Below are 16724 nucleotides of genomic sequence, written 5' to 3'. Positions count from 1 at the left end.
CCCCGCGACGTTGAGACCGGCGGGCAGCTGTTTGCACTGACCCTAAACGACCAATCTGCTGACGGGCTAGGCCCAACAGGTGGATTGTGGAAAACCCGTCCCAACTTTCAGCCACCACTGGCCAGAAAGCTGTCGCGGGTGATAATGGCGCGATGCAATAGGCTGAGGGGCAGTATGAAAAGCATTCTCGACGTCCTCGTGCCGCTGCTGCGTACCTTGCCGGCCGGCAGCCGGCGTTTCCTCACCGGCTACGGCACGGCGTCCGCAGCGTTGGCCCTGCTCGACGTCGTCGCGTTGGGTTTGATCGCAGCGCTCCTGCCGGCCCTGGTGGGGAGCTCCGACGCAGAGCTGCCGCTGGTGGGCAACGTCGCCGAAAACGGGATGGCGCTGCCGATCCTGACCTTCATCTGCCTCTTGATCGTGCTCAAGGGAATCCTGGCGGTGCTGCTGCTGCGTTTCGCCACCAAGCGCTTCGCACGGCATGAGGTGGCGATCGGCGACCGACTGTTTGCCGCCTACTTGGCCTCGCCGTGGGAAAAGCGGCTGGGCCGCAACTCCGCCGAGATTGTCCGGTCGGTGGACGTGGGCGTCGGGATCACGGTCTCCGGGGTGCTGATGCCGGCCATGAGCCTGTTCGGCGAGCTGGGCACTTTGGCGGCGGTCGTCGTCGTTCTTTTTGTGGCGCAGCCACTCATTGCGGTGGTGACCATGATCTATCTGGGCCTGGTGGCACTGCTGCTGGCGAAGGTGGTCTCGCCCCGCGCCGTCGCGATTGGCCGGGAGAACCGCGAATGGTCCAACCGGACGGCCAAGACCCTGTATGAGGCGCTGGGCGCGCTCAAGGAAATCACGCTGGCCGGCCGCGGACCCGAGGTGCAGGAACAGGTGCACGGCACCCGCACCAAGTCCTCGATAGCACGCGCAGGCGCCATCCAGATTTCGCAGATCCCGCGCTACGTGCTGGAGACGGCGCTGGTCCTCGGTTTCGCGCTGCTGGGCGGCGTGGGCTACCTGACCGGCGGACCGGCCGGAGCTGTCAGTGCCGTCGGCCTGTTCGCCGTCGCCGGCTTCCGCTTGATCCCGTCGCTGACGCGCATGCAGGCGGTGCAGTCCTCGGTGAACACCAGCGCGTCCTTTGCCCGGCAGATCGTCGAAGACATCCACGAGGGCGAAGCCGAAATGTCCCGGCAGCGGGATGAACGTCCGCAGCACGAACTGCCGGACAACGCCGCGGACATCGAGCTCCGGGACGTCGCGTTCAGCTATCCGGCTGCGGCGGCGCCGGCCCTCCACAACGTGAACGTCAGGATTCCGGCCGGCAGCCACGTGGCCTTCGTCGGTGCCTCCGGCGCGGGCAAATCAACCATGGTGGACTTGCTGCTGGGGCTGCTGGAGCCAAGCCACGGACACGTCTTGGTGGGCGGCGAACCGATGGAGTTTGTACTGGACTCCTGGCGCCGGCGCATCGGCTACGTGCCGCAGGAAGTCTCGCTCTTCGATGCGTCGATCGCGCAAAACGTCGCCTTGGCCTGGGACACGGCCCGGGTGGACCCGGAGCGCGTGACCATTGCCCTGCGCCGTGCGCAGTTGCTGGACACCGTGATGCAGCGCGACGGCGGCTTGGATGCCTTGGTGGGCGAGCGCGGCATGGCCCTCTCCGGCGGGCAGCGGCAGCGCCTCGGCATTGCCCGCGCGCTCTATGACAACCCCCGGGTGCTCGTCATGGACGAGGCCACCTCCGCCCTCGACACCGCCACCGAGGCAGCCGTGACGACGGCGATCCGGCAGCTGCACGGCGACGTCACCGTCATCACCGTGGCGCACCGCCTGGCCACCATCCGGGATGCGGACATTGTGTTCTTTATGCGCGGCGGAACCGTGGCGGCAGCCGGAACCTTCGACGAAGTGGTAGCCAGCGTCCCCGACTTCGCCGAACAAGCCGCCTTGGCCGGCCTCGGAAAAACCGAGAACCCGGTAGACGAACGCCGGTAAGACGGCAGCGGCTGCGTCCGGTCCCAAGACCGCAGCGCAGCCGCCGCCGATTGTCCGGACAAGCGACTGTCCGGACGAGCGTCCTACACGGAAACCATCCCGTGCGGATCGATCACGTACTTCTTGGCCGCCCCCTTGTCGAATTCGCGGTAGCCCTGTGGCGCCTCGTCCAGACTGATGCTGGTGGCGTTCACGGCCTTGGAGATGTCCGCCTTGCCGGCCAGGATCATGTTCATCAGCTTCCGGTTGTACCGCTTCACCGGGCACTGACCGGTGGTGAACGAGAGCGACTTGGCCCAGCCAGTCCCCAGGTTCACGCCGATCTGGCCGACCTTCGCGTTCTCGTCGACGGCACCCGGGTCCCCGGTGACATAGAGGCCGGGAATGCCCAGCGCGCCGCCCACCTGCGTCACGCTCATGACGTCGTTGAGCACCGTGGCCGGCGCCTCACCCGCGTTGGCGCCGTGTCCGCGGGCCTCGAAACCTACCGCGTCCACCGCGGCATCGACCAACGGGACGCCGAGGATCTGCCCGATCCTGTCCGGCAGCGAGCCTTCCTTGCTCAGGTCGATGGTCTCGCAGCCGAAGCTTGCGGCCTGCTTCAGCCGTTCGGCGTTCATGTCGCCGACAATGACGGCCGAGGCACCCAACAGCTGCGCCGAGAAGGCTGCGGCCAGTCCCACCGGCCCTGCCCCGGCGACGTAGACCGTGGAGCCCGTTGTAACGCCGGCGGAGAAGGCACCGTGGTAGCCGGTGGGGAAGATGTCGGAGAGCATGGTCAGGTCCATGATCTTCTCCAGCGCCTGATCCCGGTCCGGGAACTTGAGCAGGTTGAAGTCGGCGTAAGGGACCATCACGTATTCAGCCTGGCCGCCGATCCAGCCGCCCATGTCCACATAGCCGTAGGCTGCGCCGGGCCGGGCGGGGTTCACGTTGAGGCAGACGCCGGTTTTGCCTTCGTTGCACATCCGGCAGCGGCCGCAGGCGATGTTGAAGGGCACCGAGCATATATCGCCCTCCTTCACGAAGAGCACGTCGTCACCGGTCTCGACCACCTCTCCGGTAATTTCGTGGCCGAGCGACTGGCCGACCGGCGCGGTGGTGCGCCCGCGTACCATGTGCTGGTCGCTTCCGCAGATATTGGTCGCGACCAGTTTGAGAATCGCGGCGTGCGGTGCCTTCTGCTGGATTCCCATTTTGCTGGCGACCTCGGAAGGCAGTTCCAGCTTAGGGTAGTCGATCGTTTCAACCGCTACTTCCCCTGGGCCTTTATAGACGACTACACGATTTCCCGTCATGGTTGTTCCTCTCGTTTTTATCCAAAAACCGCGCTAAAGCCGACGGACCCTGCGCAGCCGCATTTTTTCTCTCACCCTGGTTTTTATTCTTTGCCGGAATCGGGTCTATTGTCCTTTTCCGACGACATTGACTGATCGTCGGCGCGTGGCTCGCCTTCAGGGACTTCGCGCGGGCGGACGACCAGATCATAGGCAACGGCGGCAGCAATGCTGCCGATGAAGGGACCGAGGATGTATAGCGGGTACTGGGCCCATTCGACCGCGCCGCCGAAGATGGACTGAACCAGGTTCGGTCCAAACGTTCGGGCCGGGTTGAGCGAACCCCCGGTCAGCGGAGCCAGGACCAGGATGGCGCCGGCGACAGCCAGCCCGATGATCAGGCCGGCCCAGCCCTTGGGCGCCCGCTTGTCCACCGCCACCGCCATGATCGCGAGCATGAGCAGGAAGGTTCCCAGCGCCTCCGCAACAATGCCTTGGCCGTAGGAGACTCCCGGACCCAACGCGGTGGCGCCTCCGCCAAAGTCCACCGCCCGCGTTCCGAACGACGCCACCAGCAGGAGGCTGCCGACAGTGGCGCCGACGAGCTGGGCAATGATGTACGGAGCCACTTCCACCCAGGAAAAGCGCCTGGTCACCGCCAGCGCGAAGGTCACAGCCGGATTGATATGGGCACCCGAAACCGCCAGGAACGCATAGATGGCCACGGCAATGGCAATCGCAAATCCCAGAGAGATAAACCCTACTCCCGGATAGTTCAGATCCCCGGCTCCAACAGTCAGAGCCGCCAGCACCGAGCCAACTCCGAAAATCACTAGTACTGCCGTGCCGAGCACTTCGGCTGCAAGCCGCCGCATTAAAGTCGGGGTCATTTTGCACCATTTCATGTGGATGCGAGGAAATGTTACGAAAATGGAACAAGGTGAAGTGCTGTGAGTCTAGGCGGGCGCTCCGAAGGCCGTCAATAGGGCAAGATGCTTGCATCCTTTAACCAGGGCTTATGCATCCGGCCGCTTCATATCGGAGCTGCGGCCCGCGGTCTAGCCGGCTACTTCTGCATAGATCCCGGCCAGACGGCGCACCAGACGTACCGGGTCGTGGCGTTCTTGGAGCCAGGTCCGGCCGCCCAAGGCGGCGGACGTGCCGGACGGGTCAGCCAGGGCGGAGCTGGCCGCAGCTGCCAGCGCCTCGACGGAATCCCCCTGCAGGATAGGAGGCGACTGGTAGTACCCCTCCCCAATCGGCATGACGACGGGAACGCCGATGCCGATGGCCTGCAGTTCACTCATGGCCAGGATGCCGGCGCTCTGGCCGACCACCACGTGCGCCGACCCGAGCCAGCGCAGGTAGTCCGGCTTGGGCATCTTCGGCATCAGGACCACGCCGAGCTCCGCGGCCTGCGGAGCGCCGTCGCCCCAGTCCAGCCCCTGCAGTTCCACGCCCGGCCCGACGGCGGCCAGCAGCGCCCGCACGAGCTCCAGCTGGTGCTGGCCGCCCTTGGAGGAATGCCAGCGGGAGGCGAAAACAATGCGCGGGCGGTCGGCGGGCCGCCACTCGGGCAGTTCCTCCAGGTCCACCGGATTCGGCAGGTAGACCGCGTCGGCCCGGGCTGCTTCGGCGTGTTCGCGAAGGTCGGGGGTGGAGTACAGGACTTTCACCGCATGGTCGGCTCCCCACTGCAGCGCGGGCCGGCGGGCGGGTTCGTAATACTGAGTGCGGATGTCCGTGCCGTGGAAATGCAGCAGGAACGGCTTGACCGGGCGGGACCGCACCACGCCGATCCGCGAGCCGGAATGAACGTGCAGTAAGTCCGAGCGCAGGATGGCGGCCGCCCGTCGGACCTGCCAGGCAGCACCCGCGGCGAGCTTCCCGGCCCGGGCGGCCACGGTCGCTGGCTTGCCCTCGGGCGGCAGCACGTTGAAATGCCGCCACGGCTGTCCCTCGCGCCGGCCGTACTTGACCAAGGTGGCACCGACGTCGGCCGCGTCATAGATGTGCAGGACGCGCGGTTCGGCCGCCACCGCTCAGGCCTCCTGCCGGGCGAACAGTCCGTCCACCGCGTGCTCCCAGCCCTTGATCTGATGCTCGGAGGACAGCTCGCGGGCGGCGGCGTGCGCATTCGCCTTCCACTCATCCACCAGCTGGGGCGTCAGTGTCTTGAGTACCTCGACCAGTGCCGCCGGGGTGAAGTCGGCGGTGACCGCGCCCAGTCCGTGCCGGCGCAGCAAGGTTTCCATCGCCGGCGAGGGGCCGATGATCAGCCCGGTGCGGGCCTGGACCGCCTCGAAGAACTTATTCGGCAGGGCGTGCGCGAGGTTGAAGTTGGTGGGCGGGATGATCGAGATGGCGACGTCGTATTCGGCCACGGTGTCCACCAGCTGGTCATACGGGACCGGCTCGCGGAACCGCACCCGCGGCAGCTCCTCGCCCAGTGCCTTGAGCTCGGCAACGTAGGCGGGCTCGTTCGGCATCACGATCAGGTCCAGTTCCAGCTGCTCCGGGGCACCGCGCATGGCTTCCATGATGTCTTCGATCTTGCGGTAGCGCTGCCCGGCGGAGCTGTAAATCATCCGGATTTTCTCACCGGTGGGCCGCGGCTGCTTGTCCGCGTACGGCGCGGCGTTCGTGACCACCGAGGCCGCGACGCCGAAGTCCTTGGTGTACTGCTCCGCGATGCCCTCGGCCACCGTGGTGACAGAGCGTGCGGCGGGAAGGTAGGTGCGGCAGAGCCAGCGCACGTAGGGGGCCACCAACGCCCGCCACGCCGGCTTGTTGAAGTGCTCCTTCGGCGCGAACTCGTGCAGGTCTGCGTGCACGCCATGCTTCGGCTCGAGGCTCAGCGCCAGCGGCACGGTGTTGGTGTCGTTGGCCAGCACGGCATCAAAACGCTGGCCGCGCAGCAGCTTGCGCGCCTGCGCCACGGCTGCAATGTTCCAGTACACGTCCACGTAGCGGCGAAGGGCCAGCCGCTGCGGATCCCGGGGCCAGCTGGCCAGCGCGATGTCCAGCTCGAAGTGTCCGGCGACGCCGTCCGGTGCCGGACCGAACCCGCAGGTGAACAGCTGGTACTTGTCACGGAACAGCGTGATCTGCTTGAGCACACGCGGGTCGCTGCGCAGCGGCGAGAGCGAGAGGATCAGCAGGGAGCGGGGTCCAGTCAACGAGGCTGCCTTCCATCGGTTCTGTCGGATGCCGGAACGGCCAATGGTCCAGCGGCCGCGGAGCCTGCCGCCGAGCGGTGCAGCCGGCATGCCGCGGTGAAAACGAGCGAGTTCAGGTTGGTCCGCAGCGGTGCTTCACGCCGGATGTTCGCGAGCCAGCGCCGGGTGAAGGTGCGCTGCAGCGCGCCGGCGGCCGCACGCCGTCGTAATTCAGCCGAAATTTCCTCGCCGGAGACCGCGTCACGCAGCACCAGCAGCAGGCGTTCATCCGGGGCGCTGAGCAGGCGTGGCGCGCCGGGTGCGGCGGCGGTCAGGGAACGCACGACGGCGGAGATCGCCTGCCGGTCTTCGGCTCCCCATGAGAACTCCGCACCTCGGCGGACGGCGGCGCTGATCACGTGGCCGCGCAGCAACTTCACCGCGATGGCTTCCCGCTGGGCAGCGGGCAGCGCCGGAAACCACGTTCCGGAAACCAGCGAGGTGACGTCTTGGAACTGGCTGCCCAGCGGCAGCACGGCGGACGTCACGCGTTCGTCCGCGTCCTGCCCCACCAGGTACGCCGGGGCGTGGGCCGGGTAGGCGATTTTCTCACCGGAGAACCACAGCCGCAGGCCGAATTCCAGGTCCTCGCCGGTGCGCAGCCCCTGGCTCAGCCGCAGCCCCAGCCGGCTGAGGGCCTCGCGCCGGATCAGCCCCAGCGGCGCGGTCCGGTAGGCCAGCCGGTCACGCAGCGGATCCACCAGCGGGCCACGGAACACTCGGGCTCGCGGGGTCAAAATCCGCGGACCGCCGCGGTAGCGAACCGGTGCGATCACGGCGGCGGCGCCGGTGGCCTGCGCGGTATCCAGCCAGGCGGAGACGGCTCCGGGCTCCAGCGTGTCGTCCGACCCCATGATGCCGACGAACCCGGCACGCGACTGGTCCAGGCCATAGTTGAAGGGGCCGGCCGGGGACGGAATGGCATCGGCCAGTTCGATGAGCCGGACGGTCTCCGGGAGGCCGGTTAGCTTGTCGCGCACCGGCCCGGGATCCATGTTGTGGCACACCACGACGGCGCCGACGCGTCCCGGCGCTGCGGCCAGCACGGACTCCACCGCCCGCCTGACCGGCCGGTCCGCGGTGTGCACGGCAATCACGATCTCCGCTTCCGGAACCGTCATGGGCCGTCCGCCGGCCGTGCCGTTTCATCGGGTCCGGCCGCGTCTTCCGGGCGCGGCGCTTCGTCCAGCGCAATCCGGCGGGCCAGCTTGGTAATCCGCGCCTCCAGTTGGCGCGTGCGCTGGAACGAACTGGCCATGAAGATCAGGAAACACACGATCAGCCCGTACAGCACCAGGTCGGTGCCGCGGCCAATGCCCAGCGCGTTGGCTGCGGCGGTCAGCATGCCGGGGAAGAAAACGGACAGCGCCGCCAGCACGGCGAACAACAACAGCAGGATCCGGCGCACGGCCTGGTGGCGCGCATTCTGGCCCCCGCGCATGAGCGCAAGCGCGCCGAGAGCGACGGCCAGGACCAGGACAATTTGGACGACTATGAGCATGGGATCACCGGAAGAAGAGGTCTGCGAGGATGTTGACGCCGTTGAGCAGGGACTGCCCCTTGGACTTGGAATATTCCGTATAGACAATGTGTACCGGTTGTTCCACCACCCGCGCCTCGAGCGCGGACAACTGATGGATCAGCTCGGATGCGTGCGCCATCCGGTTCTGCGTCAGGTGGATCTTGCGCGCCACCTCTGCGGACATCGCGCGCAGTCCGTTGTGGGCATCGGTGAGGCGGTAGCCGGTGGACAGTCTGGACTGGATGGCGGCCGTGCGCAGCACCAGCCGCTTCAGCGCCGACACGTCTCCCCGGCCGTCCAGGAAACGGGAGCCTAGCACCACATCCGCCTCGCCGTCCCGGACCCGATTCAGCATGGCAACGGCATCCTGGACCCGGTGCTGGCCATCGGCGTCGAACGTGATGATCGCGTCCGCCTCCGGATCCTGCACGGCATATTCGAAGCCGGTCTGCAGCGCGGCACCCTGGCCAAGATTCACCGGATGGACCACGACGACGGCGCCCGCCTTGCGCGCCATGGCGGCGGAATCGTCGCTGCTGCCATCGTCAACGCAGACAACGTTCGGAAAGGTCTGCAGCAACTCGGAAATGACCGAGCCGACGACGGTGGCCTCGTTATACATCGGCACGACGACCCAGCAGCGACTCACCCGCCTAGTATTCCACAACGGGAATGGTCCCAGCGGCCGCAGCGCCCAGCGCTCATCGCCGCCGCGGGGGCGGCGTCTGGGCTGCCAGATCTTGGTAGTGGCCGTCCAGCTCCCGGACGCTGCCCGCCAGGCTCCGCCGGTCAACCACAAACTTGCGTGCGTCCCGGCGCATGGCCAGATATTCTGCGCTGCCCAGCTGGAGCAATTGCTGCAGCCCGTCCTGCAGCTGGCGGAAGTCCGCTTCCGGTGCCAGCAGGCCGGTGACGCCGTCCTCCATCATTTCGGGAATGCCGCCGCTGCGGTACGCCAGCACCGGCGTCCCGCAGGCCTGGGCTTCCAGCAGCACCAGGCCGGCCGCTTCCCGCGCGCCGCCGGCTTCCTGGCTGGGTGCCACCAGGATCTGGGCCTGCTGCATCCAGGAGCGGACACCGGCCCGGTCCTGGCGGCCCACAAAATCGATGTGCGGATGGCTGGCCGCGTGCTCGGCCACGGCGTCACGCAGCGGTCCGTCGCCGATCACCACCAGCCGGTGCCTGGCTTTGCGCCAGACAGCCAGCGAGGCGTCCAGCAGATCCCGGATGCCCTTTTGCATGTTCAGCGAGCCGACGAACAGCACAACCGGCATCTCATCGGAGTGATGGCGGGTCGGTACAAAATAATCGGTGTCCACGCCTTGATAGTGCACATGGATCTTTCCGGTATCGAGTTCCAGGTCGGCTGCCCGCCCGGCCATGTAGTTGCTGACCACCAGGAGGCGGGAGCTGTGTGCCGCGGCGGCCAGGACGTTGCGGTGGTGCCACCGGGCCATCATCGTGTCCGCTGGATTCGCCAAGGACACCAGATCGGAGCCGTGCATGGTGGTGATCAGCGGGGCTCCGGAGACGGTGGACGCCTTGACCGCCGGCTCCGACCACGTGGCGAAGTGCTGGTGGATGATGTCCGGTCCAAAGCGGTTCACGGCCACGGCCATGGACCGCATGAACGCGGGCATCACCAGCTCGCGGCGGCGGAAGCCCAGCCCCGGAGCCGGGACGAAGTCGGTGATGGGGACTGTGACCGAGGCGTCCTCGATCTGCGCCACCAAGGTGAAAACGTGGAAGTCGTGCCGATCCTTCAACCGCTCGGCGTGCGCCGTGACGAAGTACGTTGGCGGAATCCGCAACGTGCTTTTGGTGATGGCGATCTTCACGAGGCTCCTGGACCGTTTCGGCTGCCGCCGGCTGTGTCCGGCTTCCATCGCCATCCTAGCCCGGCGTCCTGCACACCACCTCGGATCTTCCGCCTCCGGACGGGTCCGGCAGCAGAGTGCGGCCGTCCGGCGCGCCGGATGCGCCGCCGCGCACAGCCAGCCGATCGCCGGACGGTAATCTTTCAATGTCCGGCATCCGCCCGGCATCGGTGACAAGGAGCAGTGGTGGCCCAGCAGATCCTGTGTATCTCATTCTCGGATATCCAGGCCGATTCCCGCGTTCTGCGGCAGCTCAAGCTGCTGGCCGAGGCCGGTGAAGTCACCACGCTCAGCTACGGCGAACGTCCGCCCGGAGCCACCCACCATCTGGAAATCGACGCGTCGCTGCCATCGCTTCCGCAAACGCCGCTGGGCGTGCTGCTGCTGGCGCTGCGCCAGCATTCCGCGGTGGAGCTCAGCGCTCCCGCGGTCAAGCAGGCCCGCGGGCTCGTTGCGGGCCGCCGCTTTGACCTGGTGGTGGCGAACGAAGCACGGGCGCTGCCGCTGGCCCACGCGGTTGCCCAGGGCGCTCCGGTCTGGGGCGATATGCACGAGTGGGCCCCGGAGGAACGCTCGCATGTGCTGCCATGGAAGCTGCTGGTCGCACCGTATATGCGCAGCATCTGCGCCAAGTACCTGCCGCGCACCACGGCGATCACGGCCGTGAACGGTTCCATTGCCCGGATGTATGCCGAGCAGTTCGGTTGCACCGTGGAAGTGGTCCGCAACGCCGGCCCGTTCCGGCATTTGGAACCGTCCCCGCCGCTGCCCGGGAAGATCCGGCTGGTGCACAGCGGCGCGGCGGTGCCCGGCCGCAATCTGGAAGGCACCATCGAGGCGGTCAAGATGCTCGATGACCGCTTCACGCTGGATCTGTACCTGGTCAAGGCACGCGACGGCGGACGCTATTGGCAGCAGCTCAAGGACCTGGCCGCCAGCGACCCACGCATCACCTTCCACGACGCGGTCCCGCCGGAAGAGCTGCCCGCGACCCTCAATGCCTACGATGTGGGGGTTTTCTCGCTTCCGCCGCAGACCATGAACCACCAGTTCATGCTGCCGAACAAGTTTTTCGATTTCGTCCAGGCCCGACTGGCCCTGGTGTTCAGCCCGTCCCCGGAGACCGCAGCCTTAATGAGGGCCTACGATCTGGGCGTGGTCACCGAGGACTTCAGCACCGAGTCGCTGGCCCGCGCTCTGGCATCGCTCACCACGGAGCAGGTGGACAAGTACAAGGCCAACGCGCACGGCGCCGCCGCGGCGCTGAGCTCCGCGGAGGACGAAGCGGTCTCCCGCGGCATCCTCGCCGCCGTGCTCACCCCCTGACCGGGACGGTCCCGGCGGGACTTGGGCCGGCTCGCGGGAGCGGCTAGCGCGGGCGGAAGGCTTCGGCGGCGTCGGCTATGGCTGCGGCCGCCCGGCGCCCCACGCTGCGCAGCGAGTAGTTCCGTTCCACCCATTCGGACAGCCGGCGGCGTTCGACGTCGTCCACCGGCTGTTCCAGCGCTTGGGCCATCGCCTCGGCGGCCTGTCCGGCGTCCCAGTCCACGCTCTGCCCCAGCTTGTGCTCGGTGACCAACTGCCGCAGCGGCCCGACGCCGGCGTAGACCACCGGGGCTCCGCAGCTGAGCGAGACGAAGGCCTTGGTGGCGAAGGCGAAGTCATAGCCGCGGGCCGGCCGCACCGAGGCGAGCCCAGCGGTGGCGGTGCGCAGCGCGCGGGCGATGGTGCCGCCGTCGGCCGTTCCCATGAAGCGGATGCGCTCCCCCGCCGGTACCGCGCGGCGGCGCAGCTCCTCCAGCTCCACGCCGCCGCCGTACATCAGCAGCCGGGCATCGGGGTAGCGGTCCAGGATCTTCAGGAAGCCGTCAACAAACACGCCGGCGCCCTGGATCTCGGACATGGTCCCCGCGTAGACGAAGGTGCGGCCGGGATGTGGATCCCCGGGCCCGGCCAGGCTGAAAGTATCCGTGTCGATGCCGGTGCCGACTTCTGCCACCCTGGCCCGTCCCGCGGTCAGCCGGGCCAGCGCCAGCGTCACACCGGTGGAAATGCTCAGCACGCCGGACGCGCCGGTGATCACCCAGCGCTCCACCATCCGCAACACCGCGACCACCCGCGGATCCACGCCGATCCCGGCCGCGGCGTCGGAGCTGACATCGGCAGAGAAATAGACGTATGGGCGGCGGCGCAGCGCGGCAGCCAGCCGGACCACCACGCCGGTGGTCGGCGGCGGTTCCACCAGCAGCACATCGAACGGTTTCTGCGCCAGCAGGCGGAAGAACAGCGGAAGGTCGAAGCTGGCGTACTGGAGATAGCCCCGGACTGCCCCGCTGGCATCGCGCAACACGGGCCAGCGCAGGATCCGGGCACCTGCTCCCTCCGCGACGCGAAGTCCCCGCGGAGGCCGGGTGGTCAGCACGGTCACCTCATGGCCGGCCTCGGTCAGCGCCCGTGCCGTGGCGGCCAGCCGGTAGGCGGCGGCGCCGGCTTCCGGGAGATAAATCCGGGTGGCCAGCAGGATCCGCAGGCCCATCAGCCCTGCAGCCCGACGGTGCGGGATTCCTTTGCGCTGGCGATCATGGCTTCGGCCACGCGCAAGGTGTTCAGCCCTTCCCGCATGGTCACGATGGTCGCCGCGGGACGGTCGGTGCCGGCACCGCCGTCGTGCTCCGCGGCCGCGGCGGCCGGGGCAGGTTGCAGCAGACCCCGGTTGGCCAGCACCGCGTCGCGGAACGCTTCGTGCTCCACCTTGAGCGGTTCGCGCTTGGCGATGGCCAGCCGAGTGATGTTGCCTTCGGAGACGCCGCGGAAGTTGGCCACGGACTCCCACTCGGTGTTGATGGTGCCGTTTTCGTGGAAGGTCAGATCGGCGGTCAGGGTGTCGGCCACGAAGGCGCCGCGCTCGCCGGTGACCACGGTGACGCGTTCCTTCGTCGGCGACAGCCAGTTCACCAGATGGCTGGTGATCACGCCGTTGTCCAGCAGTCCGGTGGCCGCCACCATGTCCTCATGCTCGCGGCCGGAGCGGATGGTGGTGTTGGCGCTGACGGAAGCGTAGGCGGCCTGCGCCAGCCAGGCGGTGAGGTCGATGTCGTGCGTGCCCAGGTCCTTGATCACGCCGACGTCGGCGATCCGTGCCGGGAAGGGACCCTGCCGGCGGGTGGCGATCTGGAAGATCCGGCCGAGTTCACCCGATTCCAGCCGGGCGCGCAGCGACTGCAGCGCCGGGTTGTAGCGTTCGATGTGGCCGACGGCGCCGACCAGCCCGCGGGCCTCGAACGCAGCAGCCAGCTTCTCGCCGCCGGCGACCGTGTCAGCGATCGGCTTTTCCACCATGGTGTGGATGCCGGCTTCGGCCAGGGCCAGGCCGACCTCCACGTGCAGGCCGGTGGGCACCGCGCACATCGCGATGTCGATCCCGGCATCGATCAGTCCCTCCACCCCGGAATAGACCGGCAGCCCGGTCGCCGCGCCGTGCGGGTCGCCGTAGGCGTCGGCGACGGCCACCAGTTCCACGCCCTCGGTCTCGCGGAGCACGCGGGCGTGGTGGCGGCCCATCATGCCCAGCCCGATCAGCCCGGCGCGGAGAACGGTTTTCCCGGTCCCGGCCATGGTCAGGCTCCTGCCTTCGCGAGTGCGTTGACCGCGGTCGCGATCCGGTCCAGGTCCTCGGCGTCCAGCGAGGGATGCACCGGCAGCGAGAGCACCTCGGCCGCCGCCGCCTCGGTCACCGGCAGGTCCGCGGCGATGTTGAAGGAGGGCAGCCGGTGGTTCGGGATCGGGTAGTAGACCCCGGAGCCGATGTTGTACTCGTCCTTCAGTGCCGCGGCGAAGCGGTCCCGCTCCCCCGCGCCGATCCGCACGGTGTACTGGTGGTAGACGTGCACGGCGCCGTCGGCGACCTGGGGCGTGCCGACGCCGGCCAGGTTCGCATCCAGGAACGCGGCGTTGGCCCGGCGCTGTTCGGTCCAGCCGCCGACCTTGCCCAGCTGCACCCGGCCGATCGCGGCGTGCAGGTTGGTCATCCGGGCGTTGAAGCCCACCAGCTCGTTTTCATACTGGCGTTCCATGCCCTGGTTGCGCAGCAGCTTCAGCCGCCGCGCCACCTCATCGCTGCCGGTGGAGACCATGCCCCCTTCGCCCGAGGTCATGTTCTTCGTCGGGTACAGGCTGAACATGGCGAACTCCCCGAACGTGCCCACCCGGCGGCCGCCCAGCGACGCGCCGTGTGCCTGAGCGGCGTCCTCGAACAACAGCAGCGACTTCTCCGCCGCCAGCGCGCCGAGGGCGTCCATGTTGGCCGGGTGCCCGTACAGGTGCACCGGCATGATCGCCTTGGTCCGCGGCGTCACGGCGGCGGCGACCGCCTCCGGGTCCAGGCAGTAGTGCTCCGGCTCGATGTCCGCGAACACCGGCGTGGCCCCGGTCAGCGCCACCGAGTTGGCGGTGGCGGCAAAGGTGAACGACGGCACGATCACTTCATCCCCCGGACCGATGCCGGCGGCGAGCAGGCCCAGGTGCAGGCCCGAGGTGCCGGAGTTGACCGCCACCGCATGCCGGCCGTCCAGCAGCACCTGCGAGAACTCCTGCTCGAAGGCGGCCACCTCGGATCCCTGGGCGAGCATGCCGGAGACAAGCACCGCGTCCACCGCGGCCCGCTCCTCGTCACCGATGATCGGCCTGGCCGCCGGAATGAAGTCCTTGCTCACTGCTGTTCTCCTCGCGTTTCGTGGCCAATTTCCTGCAAGATGCCCGCATCCTCCCGGTACCGCGCACCGGTGGCCGGACACACCCACACCGCAGGGTCCGCCGGGTCCTGGACCAGCCGCTGCCCGGCCCGGCCCACCCAGCCGATCCGCTTGGCCGGCACCCCGGCCACCAGCGCAAAGTCGGGCACGTCGCGGGTGACCACGGAGCCGGCGGCCACGGTGGCCCAGGCGCCGATGGTCACCGGCGCCACGCAGACCGCCCGTGCGCCGATCGACGCGCCGTCGCCGATGTCCACGCCCACCGGCGTCCAGTCGTCGGCGCTCTTCAGCGACCCGTCGGGCGAGACGGCGCGCGGGTAGGTGTCGTTGGTCAGCACCACCGCTGGGCCGATGAACACGCCGTGGCCCAGCCGCGCCGGCTCGTACACCAGGGCGTAGTTCTGGACCTTGCAGTTGTCCCCGGCCTGCACCCCGGTGCCGATGTAGGCGCCGCGGCCCACAATGCAGTTTGCGCCCAGCACCGCATCCTCGCGGACCTGTGCCAGATGCCAGATCTTCGTTCCCTCGCCCAGCCGGGCTGCGTCGGCCACATCGGCCGAATCGGCGATGAACACCATAGGTTCCCTCTTTCCGCTCACGGCGAGCGCCGCCGTCGTCGTCAATGTGGTGTTGCTGCCGGTGGCCCTAGGCCTTGCCGATCACCCGGTAGGCCACGCCCGGCCAGCGCTCGGCCGAGCTGACGCGCCGGCCGTCGATGAACACCTTCACGCCGGGCAGGTCGTCCGGGCCCAGCTGGGCGTAGTCGGCGTGGTTGGCCTGCACTACCGCGGCGTCGGCCGGCTCGCCCAGATGGTAGGGCGCGAACCCCAAGGCGGCGAGCTCCGCATCGCTGAACAGCGGATCATGCACGACGGCGGTGCCTCCCCGCGCGGTGATCGCCTCCACCGCGCCGAACACCCCGGAGAACGCCGTTTCCTTCACGCCGCCCCGGTAGGCCGCGCCGAGGACCACCACGCGGGCGCCGGCCAGTTCGCCGTAGGCGCCCTCCAGCAGGCCGATGGTGTAGTCCGGCATCCCCGCATTCGCGGCGCGGGCCGCGGCCACCACGGTGGCCGACGGGTCGTTCCACAGATACAGCCGCGGATACACCGGGATGCAGTGCCCGCCGACGGCGATGCCGGGCTGGTGGATATGGCTGTACGGCTGGGAGTTGGAGGCTTCGATCACCTGGTAGATATCGATCCCCGCGGTGGCGGCGTAGCGGGCGAACTGGTTCGCCAGCCCGATGTTCACGTCGCGGTAGGTGGTCTCCGCCAGCTTGGCCAGCTCGGAGGCCTCGGCCGAGCCCAGGTCCCAGACCCCGTTGCCGCGCGGCAGGTCGGGGCGGTCGTCGAAGTCCAGCACCGCCTCATAGAACTTTTGTGCCGCGGCGGTCCCGGCCTCGGACAGTCCGCCGATCAGCTTGGGGTACTTGCGCAGGTCCTCGAACACCCGCCCGGTCAGCACCCGCTCCGGGGAAAAGACCACGTGGAAGTCCTGCCCCTCGAGAAGTCCCGAACCTTCCTCCAGCATCGGCTTCCACCGGGTCCGGGTGGTCCCCACCGGCAGCGTGGTCTCGTAGGACACCAGGGTGCCCGGGGTCAGATGCCGGGCCAGTTCCGCGGTGGCGGCGTCCATCCAGCCGAAGTCCGGTTTGGCCTCGGCGTCGACGAACAGCGGCACCACCAGCACCACGGCGTCGGCGCCGGGCACCGCCTCGGCATAGTCGGTGGTGGCGCGCAGCCTGCCCGCGGGCACCAGCTCGGCCAGCTTCTCCTGGAGGCCCGCCTCGCCGGGGAACGGCTCGGTGGCGGCGTTGACCAGGTCCACCACCGCGGCGTTCACGTCCACGCCGATGACCTGGTGCCCCTTCGAAGCAAACTGGACGGCCAACGGCAGCCCGATCTTTCCCAGAGCAATGACAGCGATCTTCAAGAGCTAAGGCCTTTTCTCGTTAGGTCAACGTGGCGGCCGCTTCCGGCCCAGAGTCAAGCGTATCGCTTGAACCGGCGGGCTTGAGGTCCACGGGTTATCCACAGGTCGGTCTGCCGCACAGGAAAGCACCCGGGCATTCTGCCTAGGTTCGT

At 68.3% G+C, this 16724-nt stretch carries 15 protein-coding genes; 2 read left to right on the top strand and 13 right to left on the bottom strand.

The genetic code is table 11. The features are described 5' to 3' along the window. Positions 1-174: 174 nt before the first annotated feature. The gene (locus tag MNQ99_RS07010; protein ID WP_241914918.1) at positions 175-1992 is read left to right on the top strand and encodes an ABC transporter ATP-binding protein; all 1818 of its coding nucleotides are present in this window, start codon (positions 175-177) and stop codon (positions 1990-1992) included. 83 nt (positions 1993-2075) lie between these two features. Here the strand turns inward: MNQ99_RS07010 and fdhA are convergent, their stop codons facing one another. The 8 genes from fdhA to MNQ99_RS06970 all read right to left on the bottom strand — a co-directional run bounded on the left by fdhA (position 2076) and on the right by MNQ99_RS06970 (position 9847). Further along, positions 2076-3290 carry a formaldehyde dehydrogenase, glutathione-independent gene (gene fdhA, locus MNQ99_RS07005; protein WP_241914917.1) on the bottom strand — a complete coding sequence of 405 codons (1215 nt, stop codon included), beginning with the start codon at positions 3288-3290 and terminating at the stop codon, positions 2076-2078. An 83-nt stretch (positions 3291-3373) separates the two neighbouring features. Further along, entirely contained in the window at positions 3374-4159 is a 786-nt protein-coding gene (locus MNQ99_RS07000; RefSeq protein ID WP_127511367.1) for an MIP/aquaporin family protein, read from the bottom strand. A gap of 168 nt (positions 4160-4327) precedes the next feature. Beyond that, entirely contained in the window at positions 4328-5308 is a 981-nt protein-coding gene (locus MNQ99_RS06995) for a glycosyltransferase (RefSeq protein WP_241914916.1), read from the bottom strand. 3 nt (positions 5309-5311) lie between these two features. Further along, positions 5312-6448, bottom strand: coding sequence for a glycosyltransferase (locus MNQ99_RS06990; RefSeq protein ID WP_241914915.1), 1137 nt, complete (start codon positions 6446-6448; stop codon positions 5312-5314). Then, positions 6445-7608 carry a glycosyltransferase gene (locus MNQ99_RS06985; protein WP_241914914.1) on the bottom strand — a complete coding sequence of 388 codons (1164 nt, stop codon included), beginning with the start codon at positions 7606-7608 and terminating at the stop codon, positions 6445-6447. Before MNQ99_RS06985 ends, MNQ99_RS06990 begins: the two co-directional genes overlap by 4 nt. Then, on the bottom strand, positions 7605-7988 hold the full coding sequence (locus tag MNQ99_RS06980; RefSeq protein ID WP_127511364.1) for a DUF2304 domain-containing protein: 384 nt from the start codon (positions 7986-7988) through the stop codon (positions 7605-7607). Before MNQ99_RS06980 ends, MNQ99_RS06985 begins: the two co-directional genes overlap by 4 nt. A 4-nt stretch (positions 7989-7992) precedes the next feature. Beyond that, on the bottom strand, positions 7993-8658 hold the full coding sequence (locus MNQ99_RS06975) for a glycosyltransferase family 2 protein (RefSeq protein WP_241914913.1): 666 nt from the start codon (positions 8656-8658) through the stop codon (positions 7993-7995). 52 nt (positions 8659-8710) lie between these two features. Beyond that, on the bottom strand, positions 8711-9847 hold the full coding sequence (locus MNQ99_RS06970; protein WP_241914912.1) for a glycosyltransferase: 1137 nt from the start codon (positions 9845-9847) through the stop codon (positions 8711-8713). Positions 9848-10072: 225 nt separating this feature from the next. Here MNQ99_RS06970 and MNQ99_RS06965 point away from each other — a divergent pair, with 225 nt between their 5' ends. After that, positions 10073-11212: a glycosyltransferase family protein gene (locus tag MNQ99_RS06965; RefSeq protein WP_127511362.1), complete on the top strand. Its 1140-nt coding sequence runs from the start codon at positions 10073-10075 to the stop codon at positions 11210-11212. A gap of 43 nt (positions 11213-11255) precedes the next feature. On the opposite strand, the gene MNQ99_RS06960 is transcribed toward MNQ99_RS06965, so the two are convergent. From MNQ99_RS06960 to MNQ99_RS06940, 5 genes are all read right to left on the bottom strand, one after another. Beyond that, a complete protein-coding gene (locus MNQ99_RS06960; RefSeq protein WP_241914911.1) occupies positions 11256-12422 on the bottom strand; it encodes a glycosyltransferase in 1167 nt (388 codons plus the stop codon). Continuing rightward, positions 12422-13501, bottom strand: a complete 1080-nt coding sequence (locus MNQ99_RS06955; protein ID WP_241914910.1) for a Gfo/Idh/MocA family protein — start codon at positions 13499-13501, stop codon at positions 12422-12424. The genes MNQ99_RS06960 and MNQ99_RS06955 overlap by 1 nt, the downstream gene beginning before the upstream one ends. 2 nt (positions 13502-13503) lie before the next feature. Continuing rightward, positions 13504-14598: a DegT/DnrJ/EryC1/StrS family aminotransferase gene (locus MNQ99_RS06950; protein ID WP_241914909.1), complete on the bottom strand. Its 1095-nt coding sequence runs from the start codon at positions 14596-14598 to the stop codon at positions 13504-13506. Then, positions 14595-15215 (bottom strand): acyltransferase, encoded by a 621-nt coding sequence (locus tag MNQ99_RS06945; RefSeq protein WP_127511358.1) that lies wholly within the window; start codon positions 15213-15215, stop codon positions 14595-14597. The genes MNQ99_RS06950 and MNQ99_RS06945 overlap by 4 nt, the downstream gene beginning before the upstream one ends. A 67-nt stretch (positions 15216-15282) precedes the next feature. Beyond that, positions 15283-16572 carry a nucleotide sugar dehydrogenase gene (locus MNQ99_RS06940; protein ID WP_241914908.1) on the bottom strand — a complete coding sequence of 430 codons (1290 nt, stop codon included), beginning with the start codon at positions 16570-16572 and terminating at the stop codon, positions 15283-15285. Positions 16573-16724 lie beyond the last annotated feature (152 nt).

This window comes from Arthrobacter sulfonylureivorans, assembly GCF_022637435.1.
Taxonomy (GTDB): Bacteria; Actinomycetota; Actinomycetes; order Actinomycetales; family Micrococcaceae; genus Crystallibacter; species Crystallibacter sulfonylureivorans.
Note: the sequence above shows the minus strand (reverse complement) of the source record. Positions and strands in the feature narration are given on the sequence as shown.

Bases quoted from the DNA above. Each gene is read 5' to 3' on its own strand.
- MNQ99_RS06955 (WP_241914910.1), bottom strand. From the start codon at position 13,501: ATGGCCGGGACCGGGAAAACCGTTCTCCGCGCCGGGCTGATCGGGCTG.
- MNQ99_RS06960 (WP_241914911.1), bottom strand. From the start codon at position 12,422: ATGGGCCTGCGGATCCTGCTGGCCACCCGGATTTATCTCCCGGAAGCC.
- MNQ99_RS07010 (WP_241914918.1), top strand. From the start codon at position 175: ATGAAAAGCATTCTCGACGTCCTCGTGCCGCTGCTGCGTACCTTGCCG.
- MNQ99_RS06945 (WP_127511358.1), bottom strand. From the start codon at position 15,215: ATGGTGTTCATCGCCGATTCGGCCGATGTGGCCGACGCAGCCCGGCTG.
- fdhA (WP_241914917.1), bottom strand. From the start codon at position 3,290: ATGACGGGAAATCGTGTAGTCGTCTATAAAGGCCCAGGGGAAGTAGCG.
- MNQ99_RS06980 (WP_127511364.1), bottom strand. From the start codon at position 7,988: ATGCTCATAGTCGTCCAAATTGTCCTGGTCCTGGCCGTCGCTCTCGGC.
- MNQ99_RS06985 (WP_241914914.1), bottom strand. From the start codon at position 7,608: ATGACGGTTCCGGAAGCGGAGATCGTGATTGCCGTGCACACCGCGGAC.
- MNQ99_RS07000 (WP_127511367.1), bottom strand. From the start codon at position 4,159: ATGACCCCGACTTTAATGCGGCGGCTTGCAGCCGAAGTGCTCGGCACG.